Genomic DNA, 20,827 nt, shown 5'->3' on the forward strand with positions numbered 1-20,827 from the left:
CGAACGGAGGACCATGATCACGGCATTCGTCTTCATCCAAACGGACTCAAAGAAGATCCCCGAGGTGGCCGAGCAGATCTCCGCCATCCCGGGCATCAGTGAGGTGTACTCGGTCACTGGCGACTGGGACCTCATCGCGATTGCGCGCGTACGGGAGCACGAGGAGCTTGCCGACGTGGTCGCGGACCGGCTGTCCAAGGTCGACGGCGTCATCGAGACGACGACGCACATCGCGTTCCGCGCCTACTCGCGCCACGACCTCGACGCGGCGTTCTCCCTCGGACTGTCCTGACGCACCGACCGTCCTGACGCCCCGCAGGGCAAAACGGCAGGGGCCGGGCCGCGTGGCCCGGCCCCTGCTCTGCCCCACGGGGCGGCGATCAGGATCGGGTGAAGTCCACCCAAGCCTGCAGCACCCGAGCCGCGGCGCCGGAGTCGATCGACTCCTCGGCGCGCCGCTTGGCGGCCGCGAGCCGTTCGAGCAGCGGGCGCTCCGCCGAGAGGTCGTAGGCCACGAGGCCGGCGGCGGCGTTGAGCACCACGGCGTCGCGCACCGGGCCGCGGTCGCCGGCGAGGGTGCGCCGCACGACCTCGGCGTTGTGGGCGGCATCGCCGCCGCGCAGGTCGTCCAGCGTGGCCCTCGGAATGCCGAGGTCGAGAGGATCGAGGACGGACTCCGTGAGCTTCCCGTCCCTGACCTCCCAGAGGCGCGACGTGGTGGTGATCGTGAGCTCGTCCAGCCCGTCGTCGCCGCGGAACACGAGCCCGCGGCTGCCGCGCTCCGCGAGGACGCCGGCGATGAGCGGTGCCATCCGGGCATCCGCCGCTCCCACTGCCGAGGCCTGGACGTGGGCGGGATTCGTGAGCGGGCCGAGGATGTTGAACGCCGTGGGTATCGCCAGCTCCTTGCGCGGCACCGCGGTGAACCGGAAGGACGGGTGGAAGACCTGGGCGAAGCAGAAGGTGATGCCCACCTGCTCGGCGGCTGCCGCCACGCGGTCGACGCCCATGTCGAGCCGCACCCCGAGGGCCTCGAGCACATCGGCCGAGCCTGAAGACGAGGATGCCGCCCGGTTGCCGTGCTTGACGACCTTGGCGCCGGCTCCGGCCATGACGAGCGCCGCCGTGCTCGAGATGTTCACCGTGTTCTGCTGGTCCCCGCCGGTGCCGACGATGTCGAGCTTCTCCCCCGAGATGCTGATGGGCGTCGCGCGCGCCACCATGCCCTTCACGAGGCCCGCGAGCTCGTCCACGGTCTCGCCCTTGGCGCGCAGGCCCACGAGGAACCCCGCGATCTGGGAGTCGGTGGCGTCACCGGACATGATCGTGTCCATGGCCCAGGCCGTCTCGGCCTGGGTCAGGTCGCGCCCGGCGACGAGCGCGCCGATGAGGGACCGCCACGTGGGCGCGGTCACATTGGCAGAATCCCCATGGGCAGATCCACTGCCGGAAGCCTCGGTGTTCACGCCTCCGATGCTATCGACCCCGCGCGAGTGGCGCCCAAACGTCCCCGGATGAGACGGGCCGCACCCGCGTACGGCTGCGGATCCGCATGTTTTCGAGGGTTTGTAGAAAAAGTTCCCAGAAGGTGCGGTTCGCGTTGGGCGAACCCGAGGTTTGTAGACATAATGTCCTTGTGACGACAGCGACTCATGCCCCGACAACCCCGGCACATCCCACGCTGAATCGCCCCAACATGGTCTCGGTCGGGACCGTGGTGTGGCTGTCCAGTGAGCTGATGTTCTTCGCCGGCCTCTTCGCCATGTACTTCACCCTGCGTGCCGCCTCGGGCGGCCTGTGGGCTGAGGAGACGGCCAAGCTCGACTTCCCCTACGCGCTTGTGAACACGATCGTCCTCGTGGCGAGCTCGTTCACGTGCCAGATGGGCGTCTTCGCGGCGGAGAGGCTCCAGCCGCGCCGCAGCGGCGGCCTCTTCGCGTTCGCCAAGTGGGGCATGGTCGAGTGGTTCATCCTCACGTTCTTCATGGGCGCCTGGTTCGTCGCCGGCCAGTCCACCGAGTACGCGAACCTCACCGCGGAGCACGTGACTCTGAGTGCCAATGCCTACGGTTCCGCGTTCTACATGACGACCGGCTTCCACGGCCTCCACGTGATGGGCGGCCTCGTGGCCTTCCTGTTCATCATCGGCCGGGCCTTCGCAGCCAAGCGCTTCGGCCACTACGAGGCCACCTCGGCCATCGTCACCTCGTACTACTGGCACTTCGTGGACGTCGTGTGGATCGGGCTCTTCCTGGTCATCTACGTCCTCAAGTAGTCCCAGGAGCACAGCCCCAGATTTCGGACCGCGCCCGGACGGCGGCGGCAGCAAACGGATAGGAACGGATTCGTGAAGGCACTCTCGCAGAAGCGGCGTCACCCGATGGCAGTCATCGCACTGTTGGTCATGGGGCTGCTGCTGACCGGCGGAATGTACGCAATGTTCAGCACTGCCAATCAGGCCAAGGCAGACACCAGCTTCTCGGCGTCGGACGTCAGCGAGGGGCAGAAGCTCTTCGTGGCGAACTGCGCCACGTGCCACGGCATGGGCGCCTCCGGCACGGCCGCCGGCCCGTCGCTGGTCGGCGTCGGCGCGGCAGCGGTGGACTTCCAGGTCGGCACCGGCCGCATGCCCATGCAGATGAACGGCCCGCAGGCCCAGAAGAAGCCGGTGCAGTTCAACGACGATCAGACCAAGCAGCTGGCCGCCTACGTCGCGTCGCTCGGCCCCGGCCCGGCCCTGCCGGATGCGGCCATGCTTGACGACAAGGGCGATGCCACCCACGGCGGCGAGCTCTTCCGCGTCAACTGCGCCATGTGCCACAACGCCGCTGCGGCCGGCGGCGCGCTGACCCAGGGCAAGTTCGCTCCGTCCCTGGCCGGCGTGACCGAGAAGCACATCTACGAGGCCATGGCCACGGGCCCGCAGAACATGCCGGTGTTCTCCGATGCCAACATCTCCCCCGAGAGCAAGCGGGACATCATCACGTTCCTCAAGACGATCGAGACCCAGGGCTCGCCCGGCGGCGCCACCCTCGGCTCGCTCGGCCCGGTGTCCGAGGGCCTCTTCGTGTGGGTTGCCGGCCTCGGCGTCATCATCGGCTTCACGATCTGGCTCACGTCCCGCACGTCCTGACGCGCCAGCGCATCGCAGTATGGGCCGCCCGACAGTGGCGGCATAGATTTGAACATCGTCCCCGGACCGCCGGGGGCCAGGAAGGATGAGGGGAAATATGGGCAACCATAGTGACGGTTCTCCCCAGACCGGGGGCGCCGTAGCTACGGCTGGTCAGACAGAGAAGTTCGCGGATCCGGGACTCCCGCCGCATCGTCTCCGCCTGGCTGACACCGACCCCAGGGCTGCGAAGCGCGCTGAGCGCCAGGTCACGATTCTGTTCATCATCTCGGTGATCGGCACGATCGTGTTCCTCGTCGCTTACTTCGCCATCGACTTGGGCAGTGACTCGACGATCCCGACGATCCGCCTGCAGAACATCCTGCTCGGCCTCGGCACCACGTTCGCGATGCTCGGCATCGGCACGGGGATCGTCCACTGGGCCAAGGCGCTCATGCCGGACCACGAGGTCTCGGAGTCCCGCCATGCGATCAGCTCCGAGGAGGACCGCGTCGCGGCGGTCAAGATCGTCGACGACATCATCGAGGAGACGGGCATCAAGCGCCGCCCCCTCATCCGGAACACCCTCATCGGCGCGCTCGCGCTGGCGCCGCTGCCGGCCCTGGCAGTCTTCGGCGATCTCGGGCCGAACGCGAACGACAAGCTGCGCCACACGATGTGGGCTCCCAAGGACGGCAAGAAGGTCCGACTCACGCGTGACCCGGACGGTACGCCGATCAAGGCTTCGGATGTCACCATCGGCTCGGCGTTCCACGTGATTCCCGAGGGCCTCAACGACCTCACCGAGGGCAAGCTGAACGAGAAGGCCAAGGCCGTCGTCCTTCTCATGCGCCTCAACCCCGAGGACCTGCACGTCTCGCCCGGCCGCGAGAGCTGGAACTACAACGGCATCGTCGCGTATTCCAAGATCTGCACGCATGTCGGCTGCCCGGTGGCGCTCTACGAACAGCAGACCCACCACCTGCTGTGCCCGTGCCACCAGTCGACCTTCGACCTCACCCACGAGTGCGAGGTCATCTTCGGTCCTGCGAGCCGTCCGCTTCCGCAGCTCCCGATCGAGGTCGACGCCGACGGCTACCTTGTGGCCACGTCGGACTTCCACGAACCTGTTGGACCTAGCTACTGGGAGCGTGAGTACTCGTGAGCGGCACTACCGCCTCCACCTATCAGCCGCCGACCAAGGTCGGCCGGATCGCCAGCTTCGTCGACCAGCGCACCGGCGCGTCGAGCGTGGTGCGGGAGTTCGGCCGCAAGGTCTTCCCCGACCACTGGTCGTTCATGTTCGGCGAGGTTGCCCTCTACAGCTTCGTCATCCTTCTGCTGTCGGGCACCTTCCTGACGTTCTTCTTCGATCCGTCGATGGCGGAGACGCACTACGCCGGCGCCTACGTGCCCCTGCGCGGCATGGAGATGTCGGTTGCGTACCAGTCCTCGCTGCACATCTCCTTCGAGGTGCGCGGCGGACTGTTCATGCGCCAGGTCCACCACTGGGCCGCCCTGCTGTTCGTGGCCTCGATGAGCGTGCACATGCTGCGCGTCTTCTTCACCGGCGCGTTCCGCAAGCCGCGTGAGATGAACTGGGTCATCGGCGGCGTGCTCCTCATCCTGGGCATGGCGGCCGGCTTCACCGGCTACTCGCTCCCCGACGACCTCCTCTCGGGCAACGGCCTGCGCATCATCGACGGCGTCATCAAGTCCATCCCGATCATCGGCACCTGGATCTCGATGTTCCTGTTCGGCGGCGAGTTCCCGGGCTCGGCCATCATCGGGCGTCTGTACGTGCTGCACATCCTGCTCATCCCCGCGATGATCCTGCTGTTCGTCGCGCTGCACCTCATGTTCGTCGTGGTGCACAAGCACACGCAGTACCCCGGCCCCGGCCGCAACGACGGCAACGTCGTCGGCTACCCCCTCGGCCCGGTCTACGCGGCCAAGGCCGGCGGCTTCTTCTTCATCGTGTTCGGGGTCATCGCCGCGATGGCCTCGGCGTTCACGATCAATCCGATCTGGAACTACGGTCCCTACGACCCCTCCCCCGTCTCGGCCGGCACCCAGCCGGACTGGTACATCGGCTGGGTCGACGGTGCGCTGCGTCTCATGCCGGGTGTCCTCGGCCCGATCGGTGGCTACCGGCAGCACTTCGAGTTCATGATCTTCAACCAGACGCTCACGCTCAATGTGCTCCTGCCGGCGCTCGTCCCGGCGGGCATCGTCTTCACCGTGCTGTTCACGTACCCGTGGATCGAGCGCTGGATCACCAAGGACGAGCGTGAGCACCACGTCCTGGACCGTCCGCGCAACGCCCCGACGCGTACCGCGATCGGCATGGCCGGATTTACGTTCTACTGCGTGATGTGGGCTGCAGCCAGCTCCGACCTCATCGCGACCCACTTCCACGTGGCGCTCAACGATGTGACCTACTGGCTCCGCGCGCTGTTCTTCGCAGGCCCGATCATCGCCTTCGTCATCACGAAGCGGATCTCCCTCGCGCTGCAGCGCAAGGACCGCGAGATTGCCCTCCATGGCCGGGAGACGGGCCGCATCGTCCGGCTCCCCCACGGCGAGTTCATCGAGGTCCACGCCCCGGTCGACGAGTACAAGCGCTATCGCCTGGTCGGCTTCGAGTCCCCGCAGGTCCTTCCGGCGCAGCCGAACGCGAAGGGCGTCGTGGACCGCAAGGAGAAGCGCCGCGCGAAGCTCTCCCAGTGGTTCTTCGAGGACCGCATCGCTCCGGTCACCCCGGCCGAGCTCGAGGCGGCCCACGCCCACGGGCACCACGAGGCGATCGAGTCGCACGACGAGGCCAAGAGCATCACCCACTGACGCCGGCAGCCTCGCCGACAGAAGGACCCCGCACCTGCCGGTGCGGGGTCCTTCCCGTATGAGCACCTGCGAGCGGCGCCCAGTGGGTCCTCAGAGGGCCCCGAAGCGCTTGGGCGAGTAGCTGCGGGGCGTGCGGACTCCCGGGCGCTGGAGCGGCACCCAGAGCTTGTAGCGGTCGGCCCGGTAGTAGGACACCGAGTAGTCCACGATCGACTTCGACACGTACGCATGGCGCTGGATCTTGAGCAGGGGCGAGCCCATCTCCACGTTGAGCAGGCGGGCCGTGGACGGCGACGCCGCGGTGGCCTCGATCGTGTCCTCTCCCCATTCCATGACGAGGCCGTACTTCTCGTTGAGCACCTGGTAGAGGGAGTTCGGGGGCGGCCCCTCCGTGAACCCGGGCACCCGGCTGGCCACGATGTAGTTCTCGTCGACGCTCATCGGCTCCTTGTCGGCGAGCAGGAGGCGCCGGAAGCGGACCACAGGAGTCCCCTCGTCCACCTTCAGCTCCCGGGCCAGATAGGCGGAGGCGCCGATCTGCTCGAAGCTGAGCACCTTGGCATCCGGGACCATTCCCCGGCGCTGCATCTCCTCCGAGTAGGAGGTGAGCTTCATCTGCAGGTCGAGCTTCGGGCGGCTGACGAAGGTCCCCAGCCCGACGACGCGGTCCAGGACACCCTCGGCCACGAGGGCGTCGATCGCCTGGCGCACCGTCATCCGGGCCACGCCGAACCGGAGGGAGAGGTCCCGTTCGGACGGCAGGGGCGCGCCGGGGGCCAGCTTGACGGCGATGTGGGACCGGAGGATCTCCCGCAGCTGGATGTACATGGCGGTCTTCGACGAGCGATCGAGTTCGCCGTCGATGCCCTCGGCGTTGTGCACAGTCCTCCTCGTGAGCCGTGGCGCGTCCCGGCAGAGGCACGCGGCAGGTGTCGCTTCAATCCTGACACACCCCACACCGTCTGCGTGCCGCGATCCGCTGCCCGGGGGCACAGCAGATAGGCCGGTGGCCGGCACCCTTCACAAGGGTGCCGGCCACCGGCCTATGTGCTGTGAGCAGCTCAGTGGGCGTGGTCTCCGCGGCTGTACTCGAAGACCCAGCCGACGAGGGCCACGATGGCGATGCCCGCGCCGATGAACAGGATCCACCAGCCGACTGCGACGCCGAGGAAGCTGATCGCGGCGGAGGCGCCGAGGATGAGCGGCCACCAGCTCCAGGGGCTGAAGTGCCCCTGCTCGCCGGCACCCTCATGGATCTCGGCGTCCTCGCGGTCCTCCGGGCGGAGTCCGACCCGGCGCCCCGTCACCATGATGTACGAGCTGATCATGATGCCCAGCCCGAAGGCCAGCAGCAGCCCGATGACGCCGACCCATTCGGTCCACTGGGTCATGAATCCGTACACGATCGCGACCGGGAGGAAGAACAGCCCCACGATCCCGAAGATCATCGTCTCGATTTTCACTTGGCGGTGTCCTTACGGTCGGCGGCCGCGACGGCAGCCGTGGCCCCCGCGTGCTGGACGGCTCCAACGCTGGAGAGCTCCGGGTGGTGGAGGTCAAGCGCGGGACGCTCGGAACGGATGCGCGGCAGCGACGTGAAGTTGTGCCGCGGCGGCGGGCAGGAGGTGGCCCACTCGAGGGATCCGCCGAAGCCCCAGGGATCGTCCACGAGCACCTTCTTGCCGTGGCGGGCGGTGATGTACACGTTCCAGAAGAACGGGATCAGCGAGGCGCCCAGCACGAACGAGAAGATCGTGGAGAACTGGTTCATCCAGGTGAAGTTGTCCTGGGGAAGGTAGTCGGCGTAGCGGCGCGGCATGCCCATGACGCCCAGCCAGTGCTGGATGAGGAAGGTGCCGTGGAAGCCGATGAGCAGCAGCCAGAAGTGGATCTTCCCGAGCCGCTCGTTGAGCATCTTGCCCGTGAACTTGGGCCACCAGAAGTAGAACCCTGCGAACATCGCGAAGACGACGGTGCCGAACACGACGTAGTGGAAGTGCGCCACCACGAAGTAGGTGTCCGAGACGTGGAAGTCCAGCGGCGGCGACGCCAGGATGATGCCCGTGAGGCCACCGAAGAGGAAGGTGATGAGGAAGCCGAGGCTCCAGAGCATCGGGGTCTCGAAGGTCAGCGAGCCCCGCCACATCGTGCCGATCCAGTTGAAGAACTTCACGCCGGTGGGGACCGCGATCAGCATGGTCATGAACGAGAAGAACGGGAGCAGCACAGCGCCGGTGACGTACATGTGGTGTGCCCACACGCTCACGGAGAGGGCCGCGATGGCGATGGTCGCGAAGACAAGGCCCTTGTAGCCGAAGATCGGCTTGCGGCTGAAGACCGGGAAGATCTCCGAGACGATGCCGAAGAACGGCAGCGCGATGATGTACACCTCGGGGTGGCCGAAGAACCAGAACAGGTGCTGCCAGAGGATGGCGCCGCCGTTCTCCGGGTCGAAGATGTGGGCGCCGAAGCGGCGGTCGGCACCGAGGCCGAACAGGGCGGCGGCCAGCGGGGGGAACGCCATCAGCACGAGGATCGAGGTGATGAAGACGTTCCAGGTGAAGATCGGCATGCGCCACATCGTCATGCCGGGCGCGCGCATGCAGATCACCGTGGTGATGAAGTTGACCGCACCGAGGATGGTGCCGAAGCCCGAGAGCGCTAGCCCGAAGACCCAGAGGTCACCGCCGACGCCGGGGGTGAAGGTCGTGTTCGACAGCGGGGCGTAGGCGAACCAGCCGAACGAGGCCGCGCCCTGCGGCGTGATGAAGCCGGCCACCGCGATGGTGGAGCCGAAGAGGAAGAACCAGAGCGCGAGGGCGTTCAGGCGCGGGAACGCGACATCCGGGGCACCGATCTGCAGCGGCATGATCACGTTCGTGAAGCCCGCGAAGAGCGGGGTCGCGAACATGAGCAGCATGATCGTGCCGTGCATCGTGAACAGCTGGTTGTACTGCTCCTTGGTCTGCAGGATCTGCATGCCCGGCTCGAAGAGCTCGGCGCGGATGAGCAGTGCCATCACGCCGCCGAGGCAGAAGAACACGAACGACGCGATCAGGTACATGTACCCGATGGTCTTGTGGTCGGTCGAGGTGATCCAGTTGACGACGATGCGCCCCTTGGACGTCGGCACCACCGGTGCGCTTACAGCACCGGCAGAAGGCGACTGGGTATAGGTAGCCATGGTCCCTACTTCTGGTTCTGGTTAGGGTTGCGGTCGTACTTCGTGTCCAGGAGGCCCTTGTCGAGGCCCGCCAGATGCGCCTGGAACTCCGCCTCGGAGACGACCTTCACGCGGAACAGCATCTCGGAGTGGTACTCACCGCAGAGCTCGGCGCACTTGCCGTCGTAGGTGCCCTCCTTCTGCGGGGTGAAGTACATGTAGTTGGGCTTGCCCGGGATCATGTCGCGCTTCTGGAGGAAGGCGGGGACCCAGAACGAGTGGATGACGTCGCGGGACGTGAGCTCCACGGTCACCGACTTGCCCACCGGGAGGTAGAGGGTCGGGAGCGTGTTGAGGTCGATCGGCTGGCCCGTCAGCTGCGCCTGCGTGCCGGCCTCGTGCACATCGTCCTTGACGACGCCGCCCTGCTTGTAGTTGAAGTCCCAGGACCACTGCTTGCCGACCACATTGACGGTCACGTCCGGGTTCGCGTTCGGGGTGTCGATCGCGCGCTGGTCGCGGTCGGTGAAGTAGAAGAACGTGAAGACGAGGAACAGCGGGATGGCCGTGTAGAAGATCTCGAGCGGGAGGTTGTAGCTCGTCTGGCGGGGGAAGCCCCTGGTGCCCTTGCGCCGGCGGTAGGCCACGATGCACCAGAGGATGAGGGCCCACGTGATCATGCCGATGACCATGGCCGCGATCCAGGAATTCACCCAGAGGTCCGTGATGATCGGCGTATTGCTCGTGGTATCCCGATCAGTGGGTAGCCAGCCACGCTGGACCTCGGGTGAACATCCAGACAGTGCGAGCGCGCCGGCCGCGGCAACTGCCGAGACCGTGATGATACGTGCGCGCTGCCTGCTGGTTCGGTTCTGCGACCTCACAGACGGCCCTTCCTCTTGGTGCTTCTCTCCGGTGGCAGCACGGCAGACGAGCTCCCGTGCACGCGACCGGGCGACATAGTTTTACTACTCGGTGTAGAGCTTACAGCGAACACCAGCCAATCTCCCACATGTCCCGCAGACGCGTCGGCCGCGCCTCAACGGGACCGTCGGCAGTCCCGTCGAGGCGCGGCCGATGCCGTGCCCGAGGCGGCTCAGTGGAAGGAGTCGCCGCATGCGCACGAACCCTGCGCATTGGGGTTGTCGATCGTGAAGCCCTGCTTCGAGATGGAGTCCTCGAAGTCGATGGTGGCGCCCGCGAGGTACGGCACGCTCATCTTGTCCACGACCACCTCGACGCCGTCGAAGTCCCGCACGGCGTCGCCGTCCAGGAGGCGCTCGTCGAAGTACAGCTGGTAGATGAGGCCGGAGCAGCCTCCGGGCTGGACGGACACGCGCAGGCGCAGGTCGGTGCGGCCCTCCTGCTCCAGCAGGCTGCGGACCTTGCCCGCGGCAACCTCGGTCAGCTGCACCTCGTGCGAGGCAAGGGCCTCGGCCGGCTCATTGATTGCAGTGCTCATTCCATACCTTCTCTCGTGCCGTCTCTCGTGGCCGGCGGAGTGCCCGACCGGCCTCGTAGGGCCTTCCATCCATGCTACGACCGAGGCGGCAGGCCCTGCCAACCCCCTGAGGGCGAGTTCACACTCCGTCGCGGCGGAGCCCGGCCAGGAGGAGGGCCTCGGCCACGATGCACTTCTCGAAATCGCCGAGGTGCAGCGACTCATTGGCGCTGTGGGCCCGCGAATCGGGGTCCTCGACGCCGGTGATGAGCACCTCGGCGGCAGGGAAGACCTCCTTGAGGTCGGCGATGAACGGAATCGAGCCGCCCATGCCGGTGTGCACGGCCGGGGTCTGCCACGCTTCGCCGAGCGCCCACATCACGGTGCGCGCAGCCTCCGAGTCCGTGTCCGCCTGGTAGGCACTCCCCTTCTCCTTGGGGGTGAAGGTGAGGTGGGCGCCGAACGGCACGTGGGCCTCGAGGTGTTCGCGCACGCACTCCATGGCGGCGTCCGGGTCCTGCCCCGGGGCGAGGCGGAGGCTGAACTTGGCGCGCGCCCGGGCCTGGATGGTGTTGGAGGCGACGTCCACTGCGGGCACGTCGATGCCGATGATCGACAGCGCGGGGCGGCGCCACAGCCGGGCGGCGATGCTGCCGGTGCCCGCGAGGCGGACGCCGTCCAGCACCGAGGCGTCCTGGCGGTACTGCTCCTCCGGGTAGTCGAGGTCGGCGTCGTCGTGGGCCACCAGGCCCGCCACGGCGACGTTGCCGGCGTCGTCGTGGAGCGTGGCGATGAGCCGGGCGAGGATCGTGGGGGCGTCGAGCACGGGGCCGCCGAACACGCCGGAGTGGACGGAGTGGCCGAGCACGGCCACCTCGAACGTCCCGTCGACAAGGCCGCGCAGGCTGGCTGTGAGCGCGGGCTGGCCGACCGCCCAGTTGCTCGAGTCGGCGACGACGATCACGTCGGCCGCGAGACGTTCGCGGTGCGCCTCGAGGAAGGCGCGGAAGGACGGGGAGCCGAATTCCTCCTCGCCTTCGATGAAGAGGGTCACGCCGAGGCCGAACCTGTCGGCGAAGACCTCGGTGACGGCGCGGAAGGCCGCGAGGTGGACGAGGATCCCGGCCTTGTCGTCGGCGCTCCCCCGGCCGTACAGCCGCCCGTCGCGTTCCGTGGCCGTGAACGGCTCGGTCTCCCACAGGGCGAGGTCCCCCGGCGGCTGGACGTCGTGGTGGGCGTAGAGCAGGACCGTGGGCTGGCCCGGCTTCGCGGGATGGCGTGCCACCACGGCAGGGCCGCCCTCGGTGCCGTCAGCGCGGGGAGCACGCAGGATCTCGGCATCCTCGATGCCCGCGGCGCGGACGAGCTCCAGGACGGCCTGCGCACTGCGCTCGATCTCGGCGGGCGGGAAGGACGGCCACGCGATGCCGGGGATCGCGACGAGGTGGGACAGCTCGGCGACCGTGTCGGCGAACCGCCCGGCGACGGCGGACCGCAGCGCCGCGACGTCGGAGGCGGGCACGTGCTGGGGTAGATGTGAAGGCATGGCTTGACATTACAAGGGAGGACCTGTCCCATCAATGCCCCGCACGCCCGGCCGGCCGCGGCGGCCGCACGCGGCCCCGGCCGGTATCCTTGAAGGGTGTTTGGACGCAAGAACGAGCCGGCTGCCGACAGCCCCCCGCAGCCCGCCGAGCCCCAGGTCCCGATCGTGGGCAAGGGGACCCCGACCCCGAGGCGCAAAGACCAGGAGGCGGCGCGCCGGCGCCCCCTCGTCCCCACGGACCGCAAGGCGTCCCGGGCCGCCGAGCGGCAGGCCGCAGTGGAGGAGCGCCAGCGCGTGCGCCGGGCCCTCGAGACGGGCGACGAAAGGAACATGCCGTTCCGCGACCGGGGACCGCAGAAGCGGTTCGCGCGCGACTTCGTCGATGCGCGCTTCAACCTCGGCGAGTACCTCATGTTCGCGGCCCTGGCCTTCGTGGTCATCTCGTTCATCGTCCCCCAGGCGGCCGCGGCCCAGGTGTTCATCCTGGGGGCCTTCTGGATCGTCTTCCTGCTGGTGTTCGCGGACACCTTCTGGCTCTCGCGCAGGCTCAAGCGCGCGCTCCAGAACAAGTTCGGCGAGGTCGAGCGCGGCACCGTCTGGTACGGCAGCATGCGGGCCCTGCAGTTCCGTCCGCTGCGGCTGCCCAAGCCGCTCGTGAAGCGCGGCCAGAACCCGGGCTGACGGCCCGCGGCAGCCCGGGCGCTCCCCTGGCTGCCCCCGTGACGACGGCGGCGCGGCACCCACCCGGGTGCCGCGCCGCCGTCGTCCGTCCCCCCTCCCCGACGGCAGGGCCGACGGCCGGGCCGGGTCAGGGCCGCGGGGCCGGCGCCGCGGCGGGCGTGCGGGCGAGGCCGCGGTTGACGGCGGCCGCCCAGAAGGGACCCTCGTAGAGGAACGCGGTGTAGCCCTGGACGAGCGTGGCACCCGCCTCGAGGCGTGCGCGGACGTCGTCGGCCGTCTCCACGCCTCCCACGGCGACGAGGGCGAGCCGGTCCCCCACCACGGCCTTGAGCCGGCGCAGCACCTCGAGTGAGCGGTGCTTGAGCGGCGCGCCCGAGAGGCCGCCCGCGCCGGCGGCCTCGACCGCCTCCGCGGGGCTGACGAGGCCGTCCCGAGAGATCGTGGTGTTGGTGGCGATGATGCCGTCGAGCCCCATGTCGAGGGCGAGCCGCGCGACGTCGTCGACGTCCGCGTCCGAGAGGTCCGGGGCGATCTTCACCAGCAGCGGCACGCGGCGCCCGGCGGCAGCCTCGGACTCCTCGCGCACCGCGGCGAGGAGCGGCCGGAGGGTCTCGACACTCTGCAGGAGGCGCAGCCCCGGCGTGTTCGGCGAGCTGACGTTCACCACCAGGTAGTCGGCCACGGGCGCCAGCTCGCGCGCGCTCACCCGGTAGTCGTCGACGGCGTCCTCGAGCTCCACGGCCTTGGTCTTGCCGATGTTGACGCCGATGACCGGCCGCCCTGCGCCGTAGCGTGCCTCGAGGGCGGCCCGGGCGGAGGCGATGCGGGGGGCGACGGCGGCGGCGCCGTCGTTGTTGAAGCCCATCCTGTTCACGACCGCCCGGTCCTCGATGAGCCGGAAGAGGCGCGGCCGCGGGTTCCCGGGCTGCGCCTGCCCGGTGATGGTGCCGACCTCGATGTGCCCGAAGCCGAGCTCGGCCAGCGCCTCGATCCCCCGGCCCTCCTTGTCGAAGCCGGCGGCCAGCCCGAAGGGCGAGGGGAACGTGAGGCCGAGGGCCTCGGTCCGCAGCGACGGAGCGGGCGCCGTGTACCGGCCGAGGGCCCGGCCCAGACCGCACGCGTGCACGGCCCGGATCGCGCCGAACCCGATCCGGTGGGCCCGCTCGGCGTCCATCCAGGAGAAGGCAGCACGGAAGAACAGGGGGTAGAAGCGCATGGGTCTAGTCTCCCATGCCCGCCGCTCTCTACTCTCGTTCTTGACGCCGAGACCAGGAGGCCCCATGCCGCTCCACTGGACCCAGGACTTCCTGGGCCACGGCGTCGAATCGGCTCCGCTCGGGCGCGGGCGGCACGGCGAGCTCGGCACGCTCATCCGGTTCGATCCGGCGGAGGAGCACTCGGGGGGCGGCGGCCCCGCGGCCCCGCTGCGGGCGGAGGGAGCGCTGCTGTACGTCCACGGCTGGAGCGACTACTTCTTCAACCTCGAGCTCGCCCACTTCGCCGACACCCACGGCTACCGGTTCTACGCCCTCGACCTCCCCGAACACGGACGGAGCCTCGCCGCCGGCGAGCTGCCCGGGTTCGTCGGCTCGGCCGAGCACTACCTCGAGAGCGTCGCAGCGGCCGTCGCCGCCGCCCACACCGACTCGGGGGCCCGTCCGGTGCTCATGGGACATTCGACCGGGGGCCTCGCGGCCGCGCTCTACGCCCAGCGGTCGGCGGGCGAGCTCGCCGGGCTCGTCCTCAGCAGCCCGTGGCTCGTGGCCCACGGCGGCACGGCTGCCGGGCGCGTGCTCGAGGCCGCCCTGCGCCCGGCGTCGGCGCGCTGGCCGCGCCAGCAGATACCCCTGCCCTCCCGGGGCTACTTCTGGCGGGCGGTCGCCAAGGAGGCCGGGGGCGAGTGGGACCTGCGCGAGGACCTGCGCCCGCGCAACGCGTTCCCCGTGCGGCTGGGCTGGCTCCACGGTGTCCTCCAGGGGCAGCGGCTCCTGAGGTCCGGGCCCAGGATTGAGCTGCCGTCCCTGCTGCTCGCGTCCACGACCTCGGACATGGGGCCCGTGTGGCGCGAGCGGATGCGCGAGCGCGACGCGGTGCTGCCGATCGCCCCGATGCGCCGCGCTGCGGCCGAGCTGTGCGTGGACCTGGAGGAGGCCCTCGTGGAGGGAGGGCTGCACGATGTGCTGCTCTCCCCGGCCCCCGTCCGGAACGAGGCCTACGGCCGGCTGGGGCGCTGGCTCGAGGAGCTCAGCCGGCGGGAGAGCTAGCCCGCGGGGGCGCGGTCGACCGCGCCCCCGTACCGGCGGTCCCGGCGCGCGTAGATCTCCACGGCCTCCCAGAGGGTGCGGCGGTCGACGTCCGGCCACAGCGTGTCGAGGAACACCATCTCCGCGTACGCCGACTGCCACAGCAGGAAGTTGCTCAGGCGCTGCTCGCCCGAGCTGCGCAGGAAGAGGTCCACGTCCGGCAGGTCCGGCTCGTCGAGGTAGCGCTGGATGGTCCTCTCCCGCACGCTGCTCGCGCGCAGCCGGCCGGCCTCGACGTCGCGGGCGATGGCGGCGACGGCGTCGGCGATCTCCGCACGGCCCCCGTAGTTGACGCACATCGTGAGGTGGCACACCGTGTTCTGGCGCGTGTAGGCCTCGGCCTCCTCGAGTTCCTTGATCACCGAGCCCCAGAGGCGCGGCCGGCGCCCGGCCCACCGGATGCGCACGCCCCACGAGTCCAGGGTGTCGCGCTGGCGCCGCAGGACGTCCTTGTTGAAGCCCATGAGGAATCGGACCTCCTCGGGCGAGCGCTTCCAGTTCTCCGTGGAGAACGCGTACACCGAGACGTACTCGATGCCGAGCTCAATCGCGCCGGCCATGACGTCGAGGAGTGCGGGCTCCCCGGCCTTGTGGCCCTCGATGCGCGGCAGGCCGCGCTGGTTGGCCCAGCGGCCGTTGCCGTCCATGACGATGGCGACGTGCCGCGGCACGAACTCGCGCGGAATGTCGGGCGGGGTGGCCCCCGAGGGGTGCGGGAAGGGCGGGGTCGGAGCGGGGCGGCCAGTGCGGGCGCGGCGCGGGGAGAGGGGGGTCACGAGGGCGGTCACCGTCCGGGTCGGGTTGGGGGTCTTCTCGGCCGCGGACGACGCCGCGCGGCCGGCTGTCAGGGGTCGGCGGGCTCCCGCTCGACGAGCTTGAGGGATCCCACCGCGCGTTCGAGGTGCCACTGCGCGTAGGCGGCGACGAGGCCGGCGGCCTCGCGCCGGTGGAGGGCCTCCGACGCGTCGGCCGACTCCCAGTCACCGGCCAGCAGCGCGGCGAGCAGCCGGACGGTCTCCTTGGCCGGGGCCGGAGACCCGGGCGGCCGGCATGCCGCGCAGACGATGCCGCCGAGGGCCGCGCTGAAGGCCCCGTGCGGTCCCGGCTCGCCGCAGCGGGCGCAGTCGGTGAAGCTCGGCGCCCATCCGGCGGTCGCGAGGGCCCGCAGGAGGTAGGAGTCGAGGATGAGCCCCGGCGGGTGCGCTCCCCTGCTCAGCGCGGCGAGGGCGCCGACGAGGAGCAGGTACTGCGCAGTGGCCGCGTCGGCCTCCGAGGCCGTCAGGCGCTCGGCCGTCTCGGCCATCGCGGCCGCCACCGTGTAGCGGGAGTAGTCGGCGGCGATCGGGGCGCCGTAGCTGGCCCGGGCGGCGGCCTGGCTCACGATCTCGAGCGAGCGGCCGTGCACGAGCTGGAGCTCGGCGACCATGAACGGCTCGAGGCTCGCCCCGAAGCGGCTGCGGGTGCGGCGCACGCCGCGCGCCACGGCGCGGACCTGTCCGTGGGAGCGGGTCAGCAGGACCACGATCCGGTCCGCCTCGCCGAGCTTGTGGGTACGCAGCACCACGCCGTCGTCCCGGTAGCTCCGGGATGCGAACGTCGTCTCAGCCATGGGCCCCATTCTCCCACCGCGAGTGCCGCGCGGGCGGCACGACGGCGCCGGGCTGGTGCCCGGCGCCGTCGTGCGCACTGCCTGCGGGTGCCTCAGGCGGCAGCCTCCGCGTCGCGCAGCGCCCGGTTCACGGCCGAGATGACGGCTTTGAGCGAGGACATCGAGGTGTTCGGGTCGATGCCCACGCCCCACAGGACCCGCTCCCCCACCGCGCACTCGACGTAGGCGGCGGCGCGGGCGTTGCCGCCCTCGCTCAGCGCGTGCTCGCTGTAGTCCAGGACCCGGACGTCGATGCCCTCCTGGGCGAAGATGTCCAGCAGCGCGGCGATGGGGCCGTTGCCGGTGCCGGTGCGCTCCACGCGCTCCCCGTCGATCCGGAGCGTGGCGTTGAGCGTCATCGTGCCGTCCTCGTCGGACTCCGCGGTGACGTGGCTGAGCGCGTACTTGCCCCACGCCCTGCCGTCCTCGGTGGAGGGCAGGTACTCGTCGCTGAAGATGGCCCACAGCTGGGCGGCGCTGACCTCCCCGCCGGCCGTGTCGGTGTGCCGCTGGATCACGCCGGAGAACTCGATCTGCGCCCGGCGCGGAAGGTCCAGGCTGTGCTCGTTCTTGAGCAGGTAGGCCACGCCGCCCTTGCCGGACTGGGAGTTGACCCGGATGACCGCCTCGTAGCTGCGGCCGAGGTCCTTGGGGTCGATGGGCAGGTACGGAACCTGCCAGGTGAACTGGTCCACGGGGGTGCCGGCGGCGGCGGCGTCGCGCTCGAGCGCCTCGAAGCCCTTCTTGATGGCGTCCTGGTGGGACCCCGAGAACGCGGTGAAGACGAGATCGCCGCCGTAGGGGACCCGCTCGCCCACCGGCAGCTGGTTGCAGTACTCGACCGTGCGGCGGATCTCGTCGATGTTGGAGAAGTCGATCATCGGATCGACGCCCTGGACGAACATGTTCAGCCCGAGCGTGACGAGGTCGACATTGCCGGTGCGCTCGCCGTTGCCGAAGAGGCAGCCCTCGATCCGGTCGGCGCCGGCCATGTAGCCCAGCTCGGCCGCTGCGACCCCGGTCCCCCGGTCGTTGTGCGGGTGCAGGGACAGGATGATGCCCTCGCGCGGATGCAGGTTGCGGCTCATCCACTCGATCGAGTCGGCGTACACGTTCGGGGTGGCCATCTCGACCGTGGCCGGCAGGTTCACGATCACCTGGTTGTCCGCGCTGGCCTCGAAGACCTCGGCGACGGCGTTGCAGACGCGGGCCGCGTACTCGAGCTCCGTGCCCGTGAACGACTCCGGGGAGTACTCGTACGTGATGTGCGTGTCCGGGATCATCTCCTGGTACTTCTTGCACAGCAGTGCCCCCTGCACCGCGATGTCGAGGATGCCGTCCTCGTCCTGGTTGAACACCACCCGCCGCTGCAGCACCGAGGTCGAGTTGTAGAGGTGCACGATCGCCTGCTTGGAACCGGCGAGGGCCTCGTAGGTCCTCTCGATGAGGTGCTCGCGCGCCTGGGTCAGGACCTGGATGGTGACGTCGTCCGGGATGTGGTTGCCGTCGATGAGCTGGCGGACGAAGTCGAAGTCTGTCTGCGACGCCGAGGGGAAGCCGACCTCGATCTCCTTGTAGCCCATGTCGACGAGGAGCTTGAACATCTTCAGCTTGCGGGCGGGGCTCATGGGGTCGATGAGTGCCTGGTTGCCGTCCCGCAGGTCCACCGCGCACCAGCGCGGCGCCTTCTCGATCCGCTTCTCCGGCCACGTCCGGTCGGGCAGCTCCACCGTGATCTGCTCGTGGAAGGGCAGGTAGCGGTGGACGGGCATGCCCGAGGGCTTCTGAGCGTTGCGCATGATTTTACTGTAGGCCTTTCATAGCTGCTGTGATCCGCGGCGGCCGTGCACGAGGGAACTCCGCGGCGGGGATCGGCCTGCGGCGGATCACCAGAGGATCAGCGGCTAGAAGGCCCCGCCACGGCAGCTAAGAAGAAGCAGCGCGGTTGGCACAGGCCCACGATAGCATCCGCTCATGGCGCGCCCGCCCGGGTGACGCCGCGGCGCCTAAGATGAAGCGTCCGCAGACAGGAGGCACCATGACCAGCCCAGCCGCGCCGTCCGGCGTCGACCGCCAGTACTTCGATGACCGGGTCAGGGCGCAGGACGACCTGTACCGCCACGTCAACGGAGGGTGGCTGAGCTCGACCGAGATCCCCGCGGACCGGGCGCTCGTCGGGACCTTCGTGCAGCTGCGGGACCTCTCCGAGGAGAACGTCCGGGCGCTCATCGAGGACCTCGCCGGCGGCGACCACCCGGAGGGCTCGGACGAGGCCAAGATCGGGGCGTTCTTCCGTTCGTTCATGGATGTGGGACGCGTCGAGGAACTCGGCGCCGCCCCCCTGCAGCCGCTGCTCGCCGAGATCGCGGCGGTGGACGACGTCGACTCCCTCGTCACGACGTCGGCGCGCCTCGGGCGCGGGGGCACCGAGGGCCTGTTCAGCTTCTACGCCGCGCCCGACGCCGGCAACCCCGAGCGCGTGGTCCTGTACGCGAGCCAGGGCGGCCTCGGCCTCCCCGACGAGTCCTACTACCGCGACGAGAAGTTCGCCGAGACGGTCACCGCCTACGAGGACTACCTCCGCGACGTCTTCGCCCTGCTGGGCTCGGCCACCGCGGCCGAGGACGCCGCCGCGGTGCTCGGCCTGGAGCGGCGGATCGCGGCCCTCCACTGGGACAGGGTGGCCCTCCGCGACCCGCAGCGGACCTACAACCTGCGCACCGAGGCCGAGGCGACCGAGGCGTTCGGGCACTTCCCGGCCTGGGCAGAGGCCACGGGCATCCGCGCCGATGCGCGGGCCGAGCTCGTGGTGGGCAACCCCGACTTCCTCGCGGGGATCGCCGGGCTCCTGGACGAGGCCCCGCTGCAGACCTGGAAGCTCTGGCTCACCGCCCACCTGGTGGGCTCCGCCGCACCGTTCCTCTCGGCGGTGTTCGTGGACCGCCACTTCGCGTTCTACGGCACAGTCCTCTCGGGCACCCCCCAGAACAAGGAGCGGTGGAAGCGGGGCGTCGGCGCGGTCGAGGCCGGGCTGGGGATGGCTGTGGGCCGCCTCTACGTGGCCCGCCATTTTCCCGAGGGCCACAAGGCGGCCATGCAGGAGCTCGTGGCCAACATCGTCGAGGCCTACCGCGAGAGCATCTCCGTCCTGCCGTGGATGGGCGCCCAGACGCGGGAGCGCGCGCTCGAGAAGCTCGCGGCCTTCCGGCCCAAGATCGGCTACCCGGACGAGTGGATCGACTTCTCCGATGTCGTGGTCGACGAGGCGGACCTGCTCGGCAACGTCTGGCGCGCCCACGCCGCGGAGCTCGACCGCCTGCTGGACGAGATCGGCAAGCCGGTGGACCGCGTGAAGTGGCTCATGACCCCGCAGACGGTCAACGCGTACTACCACCCGCTCATGAACGAGATCGTCTTCCCGGCGGCCATCCTGCAGGAGCCCTTCTTCCACCCGGACGCGGACCCGGCCGTGAACTACGGCGGGATCGCGGCCGTGATCGGACACGAGATCGGGCACGGCTTCGACGACCAGGGCTCGCAGTTCGACGGGACCGGCGCCCTGCGGAACTGGTGGACGGACGCGGACCGCAGCTCGTTCGAGGGGCTCACGGGCCGCCTCGTGGACCAGTTCAATGCCCTGGCTCCGGCGGAGACGCCCGGCCACACGGTCAACGGGCGGCTGACGCTCGGCGAGAACATCGGCGACCTGGGGGGCCTCGGCATCGCCTACAAGGCCTACCGGCTCAGCCTGAACGGGCAGGAGGCCCCGGTGATCGACGGCCTCACCGGCGCGCAGCGGTTCTTCGTCTCGTGGGCCACCGTATGGCGGCAGGTGTGCCGGCCGGAGGAGACGCTGCGCCGCCTCTCGATCGACCCGCACTCCCCCAACGAGTTCCGCACCAATGCGATCGTGAAGAACCTCGACGCCTTCCACGAGGCGTTCGGCGTCACCGAGGGCGACGCGATGTGGCTCGCGCCCGAGGAGCGCGTGACCATCTGGTAGGCCCCCGGCCCAGACACGGCGGCCCCGGAATCCCCCAAGGGATTCCGGGGCCGCCGTCGTACGGGCCTCCAAGCCGGGCAGCCCTA

Annotated in this window: 19 protein-coding genes; 8 read left to right on the forward strand and 11 right to left on the reverse strand. The window is 69.6% G+C overall.

All coding sequences use genetic code 11. The annotated features are described in order from the left end of the window. The first annotated feature begins 13 nt into the window (after window positions 1–13). Window positions 14–292 (forward strand): Lrp/AsnC family transcriptional regulator, encoded by a 279-nt coding sequence (locus tag ACVWWH_RS07945; protein WP_066497802.1) that lies wholly within the window; start codon window positions 14–16, stop codon window positions 290–292. A gap of 88 nt (window positions 293–380) precedes the next feature. On the opposite strand, the gene trpD is transcribed toward ACVWWH_RS07945, so the two are convergent. Next, window positions 381–1,415, reverse strand: coding sequence for an anthranilate phosphoribosyltransferase (gene trpD / locus ACVWWH_RS07950; protein ID WP_457316191.1), 1,035 nt, complete (start codon window positions 1,413–1,415; stop codon window positions 381–383). A 221-nt stretch (window positions 1,416–1,636) separates the two neighbouring features. Between trpD and ctaE the strand changes: the two genes are divergently transcribed. The 4 genes from ctaE to qcrB all read left to right on the forward strand — a co-directional run bounded on the left by ctaE (window position 1,637) and on the right by qcrB (window position 5,956). Continuing rightward, complete coding sequence (gene ctaE, locus ACVWWH_RS07955) at window positions 1,637–2,275, forward strand: aa3-type cytochrome oxidase subunit III (protein ID WP_229710786.1); 639 nt, start codon at window positions 1,637–1,639, stop codon at window positions 2,273–2,275. Between the two features lie 72 nt (window positions 2,276–2,347). Beyond that, window positions 2,348–3,133 carry a cytochrome bc1 complex diheme cytochrome c subunit gene (gene qcrC / locus ACVWWH_RS07960; protein ID WP_066497806.1) on the forward strand — a complete coding sequence of 262 codons (786 nt, stop codon included), beginning with the start codon at window positions 2,348–2,350 and terminating at the stop codon, window positions 3,131–3,133. Between the two features lie 97 nt (window positions 3,134–3,230). Beyond that, entirely contained in the window at window positions 3,231–4,277 is a 1,047-nt protein-coding gene (gene qcrA / locus ACVWWH_RS07965) for a cytochrome bc1 complex Rieske iron-sulfur subunit (RefSeq protein ID WP_066497809.1), read from the forward strand. Then, a complete protein-coding gene (qcrB, locus tag ACVWWH_RS07970) occupies window positions 4,274–5,956 on the forward strand; it encodes a cytochrome bc1 complex cytochrome b subunit (protein ID WP_457316192.1) in 1,683 nt (560 codons plus the stop codon). Before qcrA ends, qcrB begins: the two co-directional genes overlap by 4 nt. 90 nt (window positions 5,957–6,046) lie before the next feature. Here the strand turns inward: qcrB and ACVWWH_RS07975 are convergent, their stop codons facing one another. From ACVWWH_RS07975 to ACVWWH_RS08000, 6 genes are all read right to left on the reverse strand, one after another. Beyond that, on the reverse strand, window positions 6,047–6,784 hold the full coding sequence (locus ACVWWH_RS07975) for a GntR family transcriptional regulator (RefSeq protein WP_066502328.1): 738 nt from the start codon (window positions 6,782–6,784) through the stop codon (window positions 6,047–6,049). Between the two features lie 233 nt (window positions 6,785–7,017). Beyond that, window positions 7,018–7,419 carry a cytochrome c oxidase subunit 4 gene (locus tag ACVWWH_RS07980; RefSeq protein WP_066497812.1) on the reverse strand — a complete coding sequence of 134 codons (402 nt, stop codon included), beginning with the start codon at window positions 7,417–7,419 and terminating at the stop codon, window positions 7,018–7,020. Continuing rightward, window positions 7,416–9,140: an aa3-type cytochrome oxidase subunit I gene (gene ctaD, locus ACVWWH_RS07985; RefSeq protein WP_066497813.1), complete on the reverse strand. Its 1,725-nt coding sequence runs from the start codon at window positions 9,138–9,140 to the stop codon at window positions 7,416–7,418. Before ctaD ends, ACVWWH_RS07980 begins: the two co-directional genes overlap by 4 nt. A gap of 5 nt (window positions 9,141–9,145) precedes the next feature. After that, window positions 9,146–10,003: an aa3-type cytochrome oxidase subunit II gene (gene ctaC, locus ACVWWH_RS07990; RefSeq protein ID WP_066497817.1), complete on the reverse strand. Its 858-nt coding sequence runs from the start codon at window positions 10,001–10,003 to the stop codon at window positions 9,146–9,148. A gap of 212 nt (window positions 10,004–10,215) precedes the next feature. Then, entirely contained in the window at window positions 10,216–10,581 is a 366-nt protein-coding gene (gene erpA / locus ACVWWH_RS07995; protein WP_066497818.1) for an iron-sulfur cluster insertion protein ErpA, read from the reverse strand. Window positions 10,582–10,699: 118 nt separating this feature from the next. Beyond that, window positions 10,700–12,106 carry a M20/M25/M40 family metallo-hydrolase gene (locus ACVWWH_RS08000; protein WP_457316193.1) on the reverse strand — a complete coding sequence of 469 codons (1,407 nt, stop codon included), beginning with the start codon at window positions 12,104–12,106 and terminating at the stop codon, window positions 10,700–10,702. 96 nt (window positions 12,107–12,202) lie between these two features. Between ACVWWH_RS08000 and ACVWWH_RS08005 the strand changes: the two genes are divergently transcribed. Further along, window positions 12,203–12,787, forward strand: coding sequence for a DUF3043 domain-containing protein (locus tag ACVWWH_RS08005; protein WP_457316194.1), 585 nt, complete (start codon window positions 12,203–12,205; stop codon window positions 12,785–12,787). Between the two features lie 127 nt (window positions 12,788–12,914). On the opposite strand, the gene ACVWWH_RS08010 is transcribed toward ACVWWH_RS08005, so the two are convergent. Then, window positions 12,915–14,003 carry a quinone-dependent dihydroorotate dehydrogenase gene (locus tag ACVWWH_RS08010; protein ID WP_457316195.1) on the reverse strand — a complete coding sequence of 363 codons (1,089 nt, stop codon included), beginning with the start codon at window positions 14,001–14,003 and terminating at the stop codon, window positions 12,915–12,917. Window positions 14,004–14,067: 64 nt separating this feature from the next. On the opposite strand from ACVWWH_RS08010, the gene ACVWWH_RS08015 reads away from it, so the two are divergent. Then, the gene (locus tag ACVWWH_RS08015; protein ID WP_457316196.1) at window positions 14,068–15,051 is read left to right on the forward strand and encodes an alpha/beta hydrolase; all 984 of its coding nucleotides are present in this window, start codon (window positions 14,068–14,070) and stop codon (window positions 15,049–15,051) included. On the opposite strand, the gene ACVWWH_RS08020 is transcribed toward ACVWWH_RS08015, so the two are convergent. The 3 genes from ACVWWH_RS08020 to leuA form a co-directional block, all read right to left on the reverse strand. After that, window positions 15,048–15,866 carry an isoprenyl transferase gene (locus tag ACVWWH_RS08020; RefSeq protein WP_457316197.1) on the reverse strand — a complete coding sequence of 273 codons (819 nt, stop codon included), beginning with the start codon at window positions 15,864–15,866 and terminating at the stop codon, window positions 15,048–15,050. The two genes, ACVWWH_RS08015 and ACVWWH_RS08020, sit on opposite strands and share 4 nt — an antisense overlap. Before the next feature lie 68 nt (window positions 15,867–15,934). Further along, window positions 15,935–16,699 (reverse strand): DNA repair protein RecO, encoded by a 765-nt coding sequence (gene recO / locus ACVWWH_RS08025; protein WP_066497827.1) that lies wholly within the window; start codon window positions 16,697–16,699, stop codon window positions 15,935–15,937. Window positions 16,700–16,791: 92 nt separating this feature from the next. After that, entirely contained in the window at window positions 16,792–18,537 is a 1,746-nt protein-coding gene (leuA, locus tag ACVWWH_RS08030) for a 2-isopropylmalate synthase (RefSeq protein ID WP_457316198.1), read from the reverse strand. Between the two features lie 239 nt (window positions 18,538–18,776). Here leuA and ACVWWH_RS08035 point away from each other — a divergent pair, with 239 nt between their 5' ends. Beyond that, window positions 18,777–20,741, forward strand: coding sequence for a M13 family metallopeptidase (locus ACVWWH_RS08035; RefSeq protein ID WP_457316199.1), 1,965 nt, complete (start codon window positions 18,777–18,779; stop codon window positions 20,739–20,741). Window positions 20,742–20,827: the final 86 nt, after the last annotated feature.

It is taken from the genome of Sinomonas sp. RB5, from assembly GCF_054063535.1.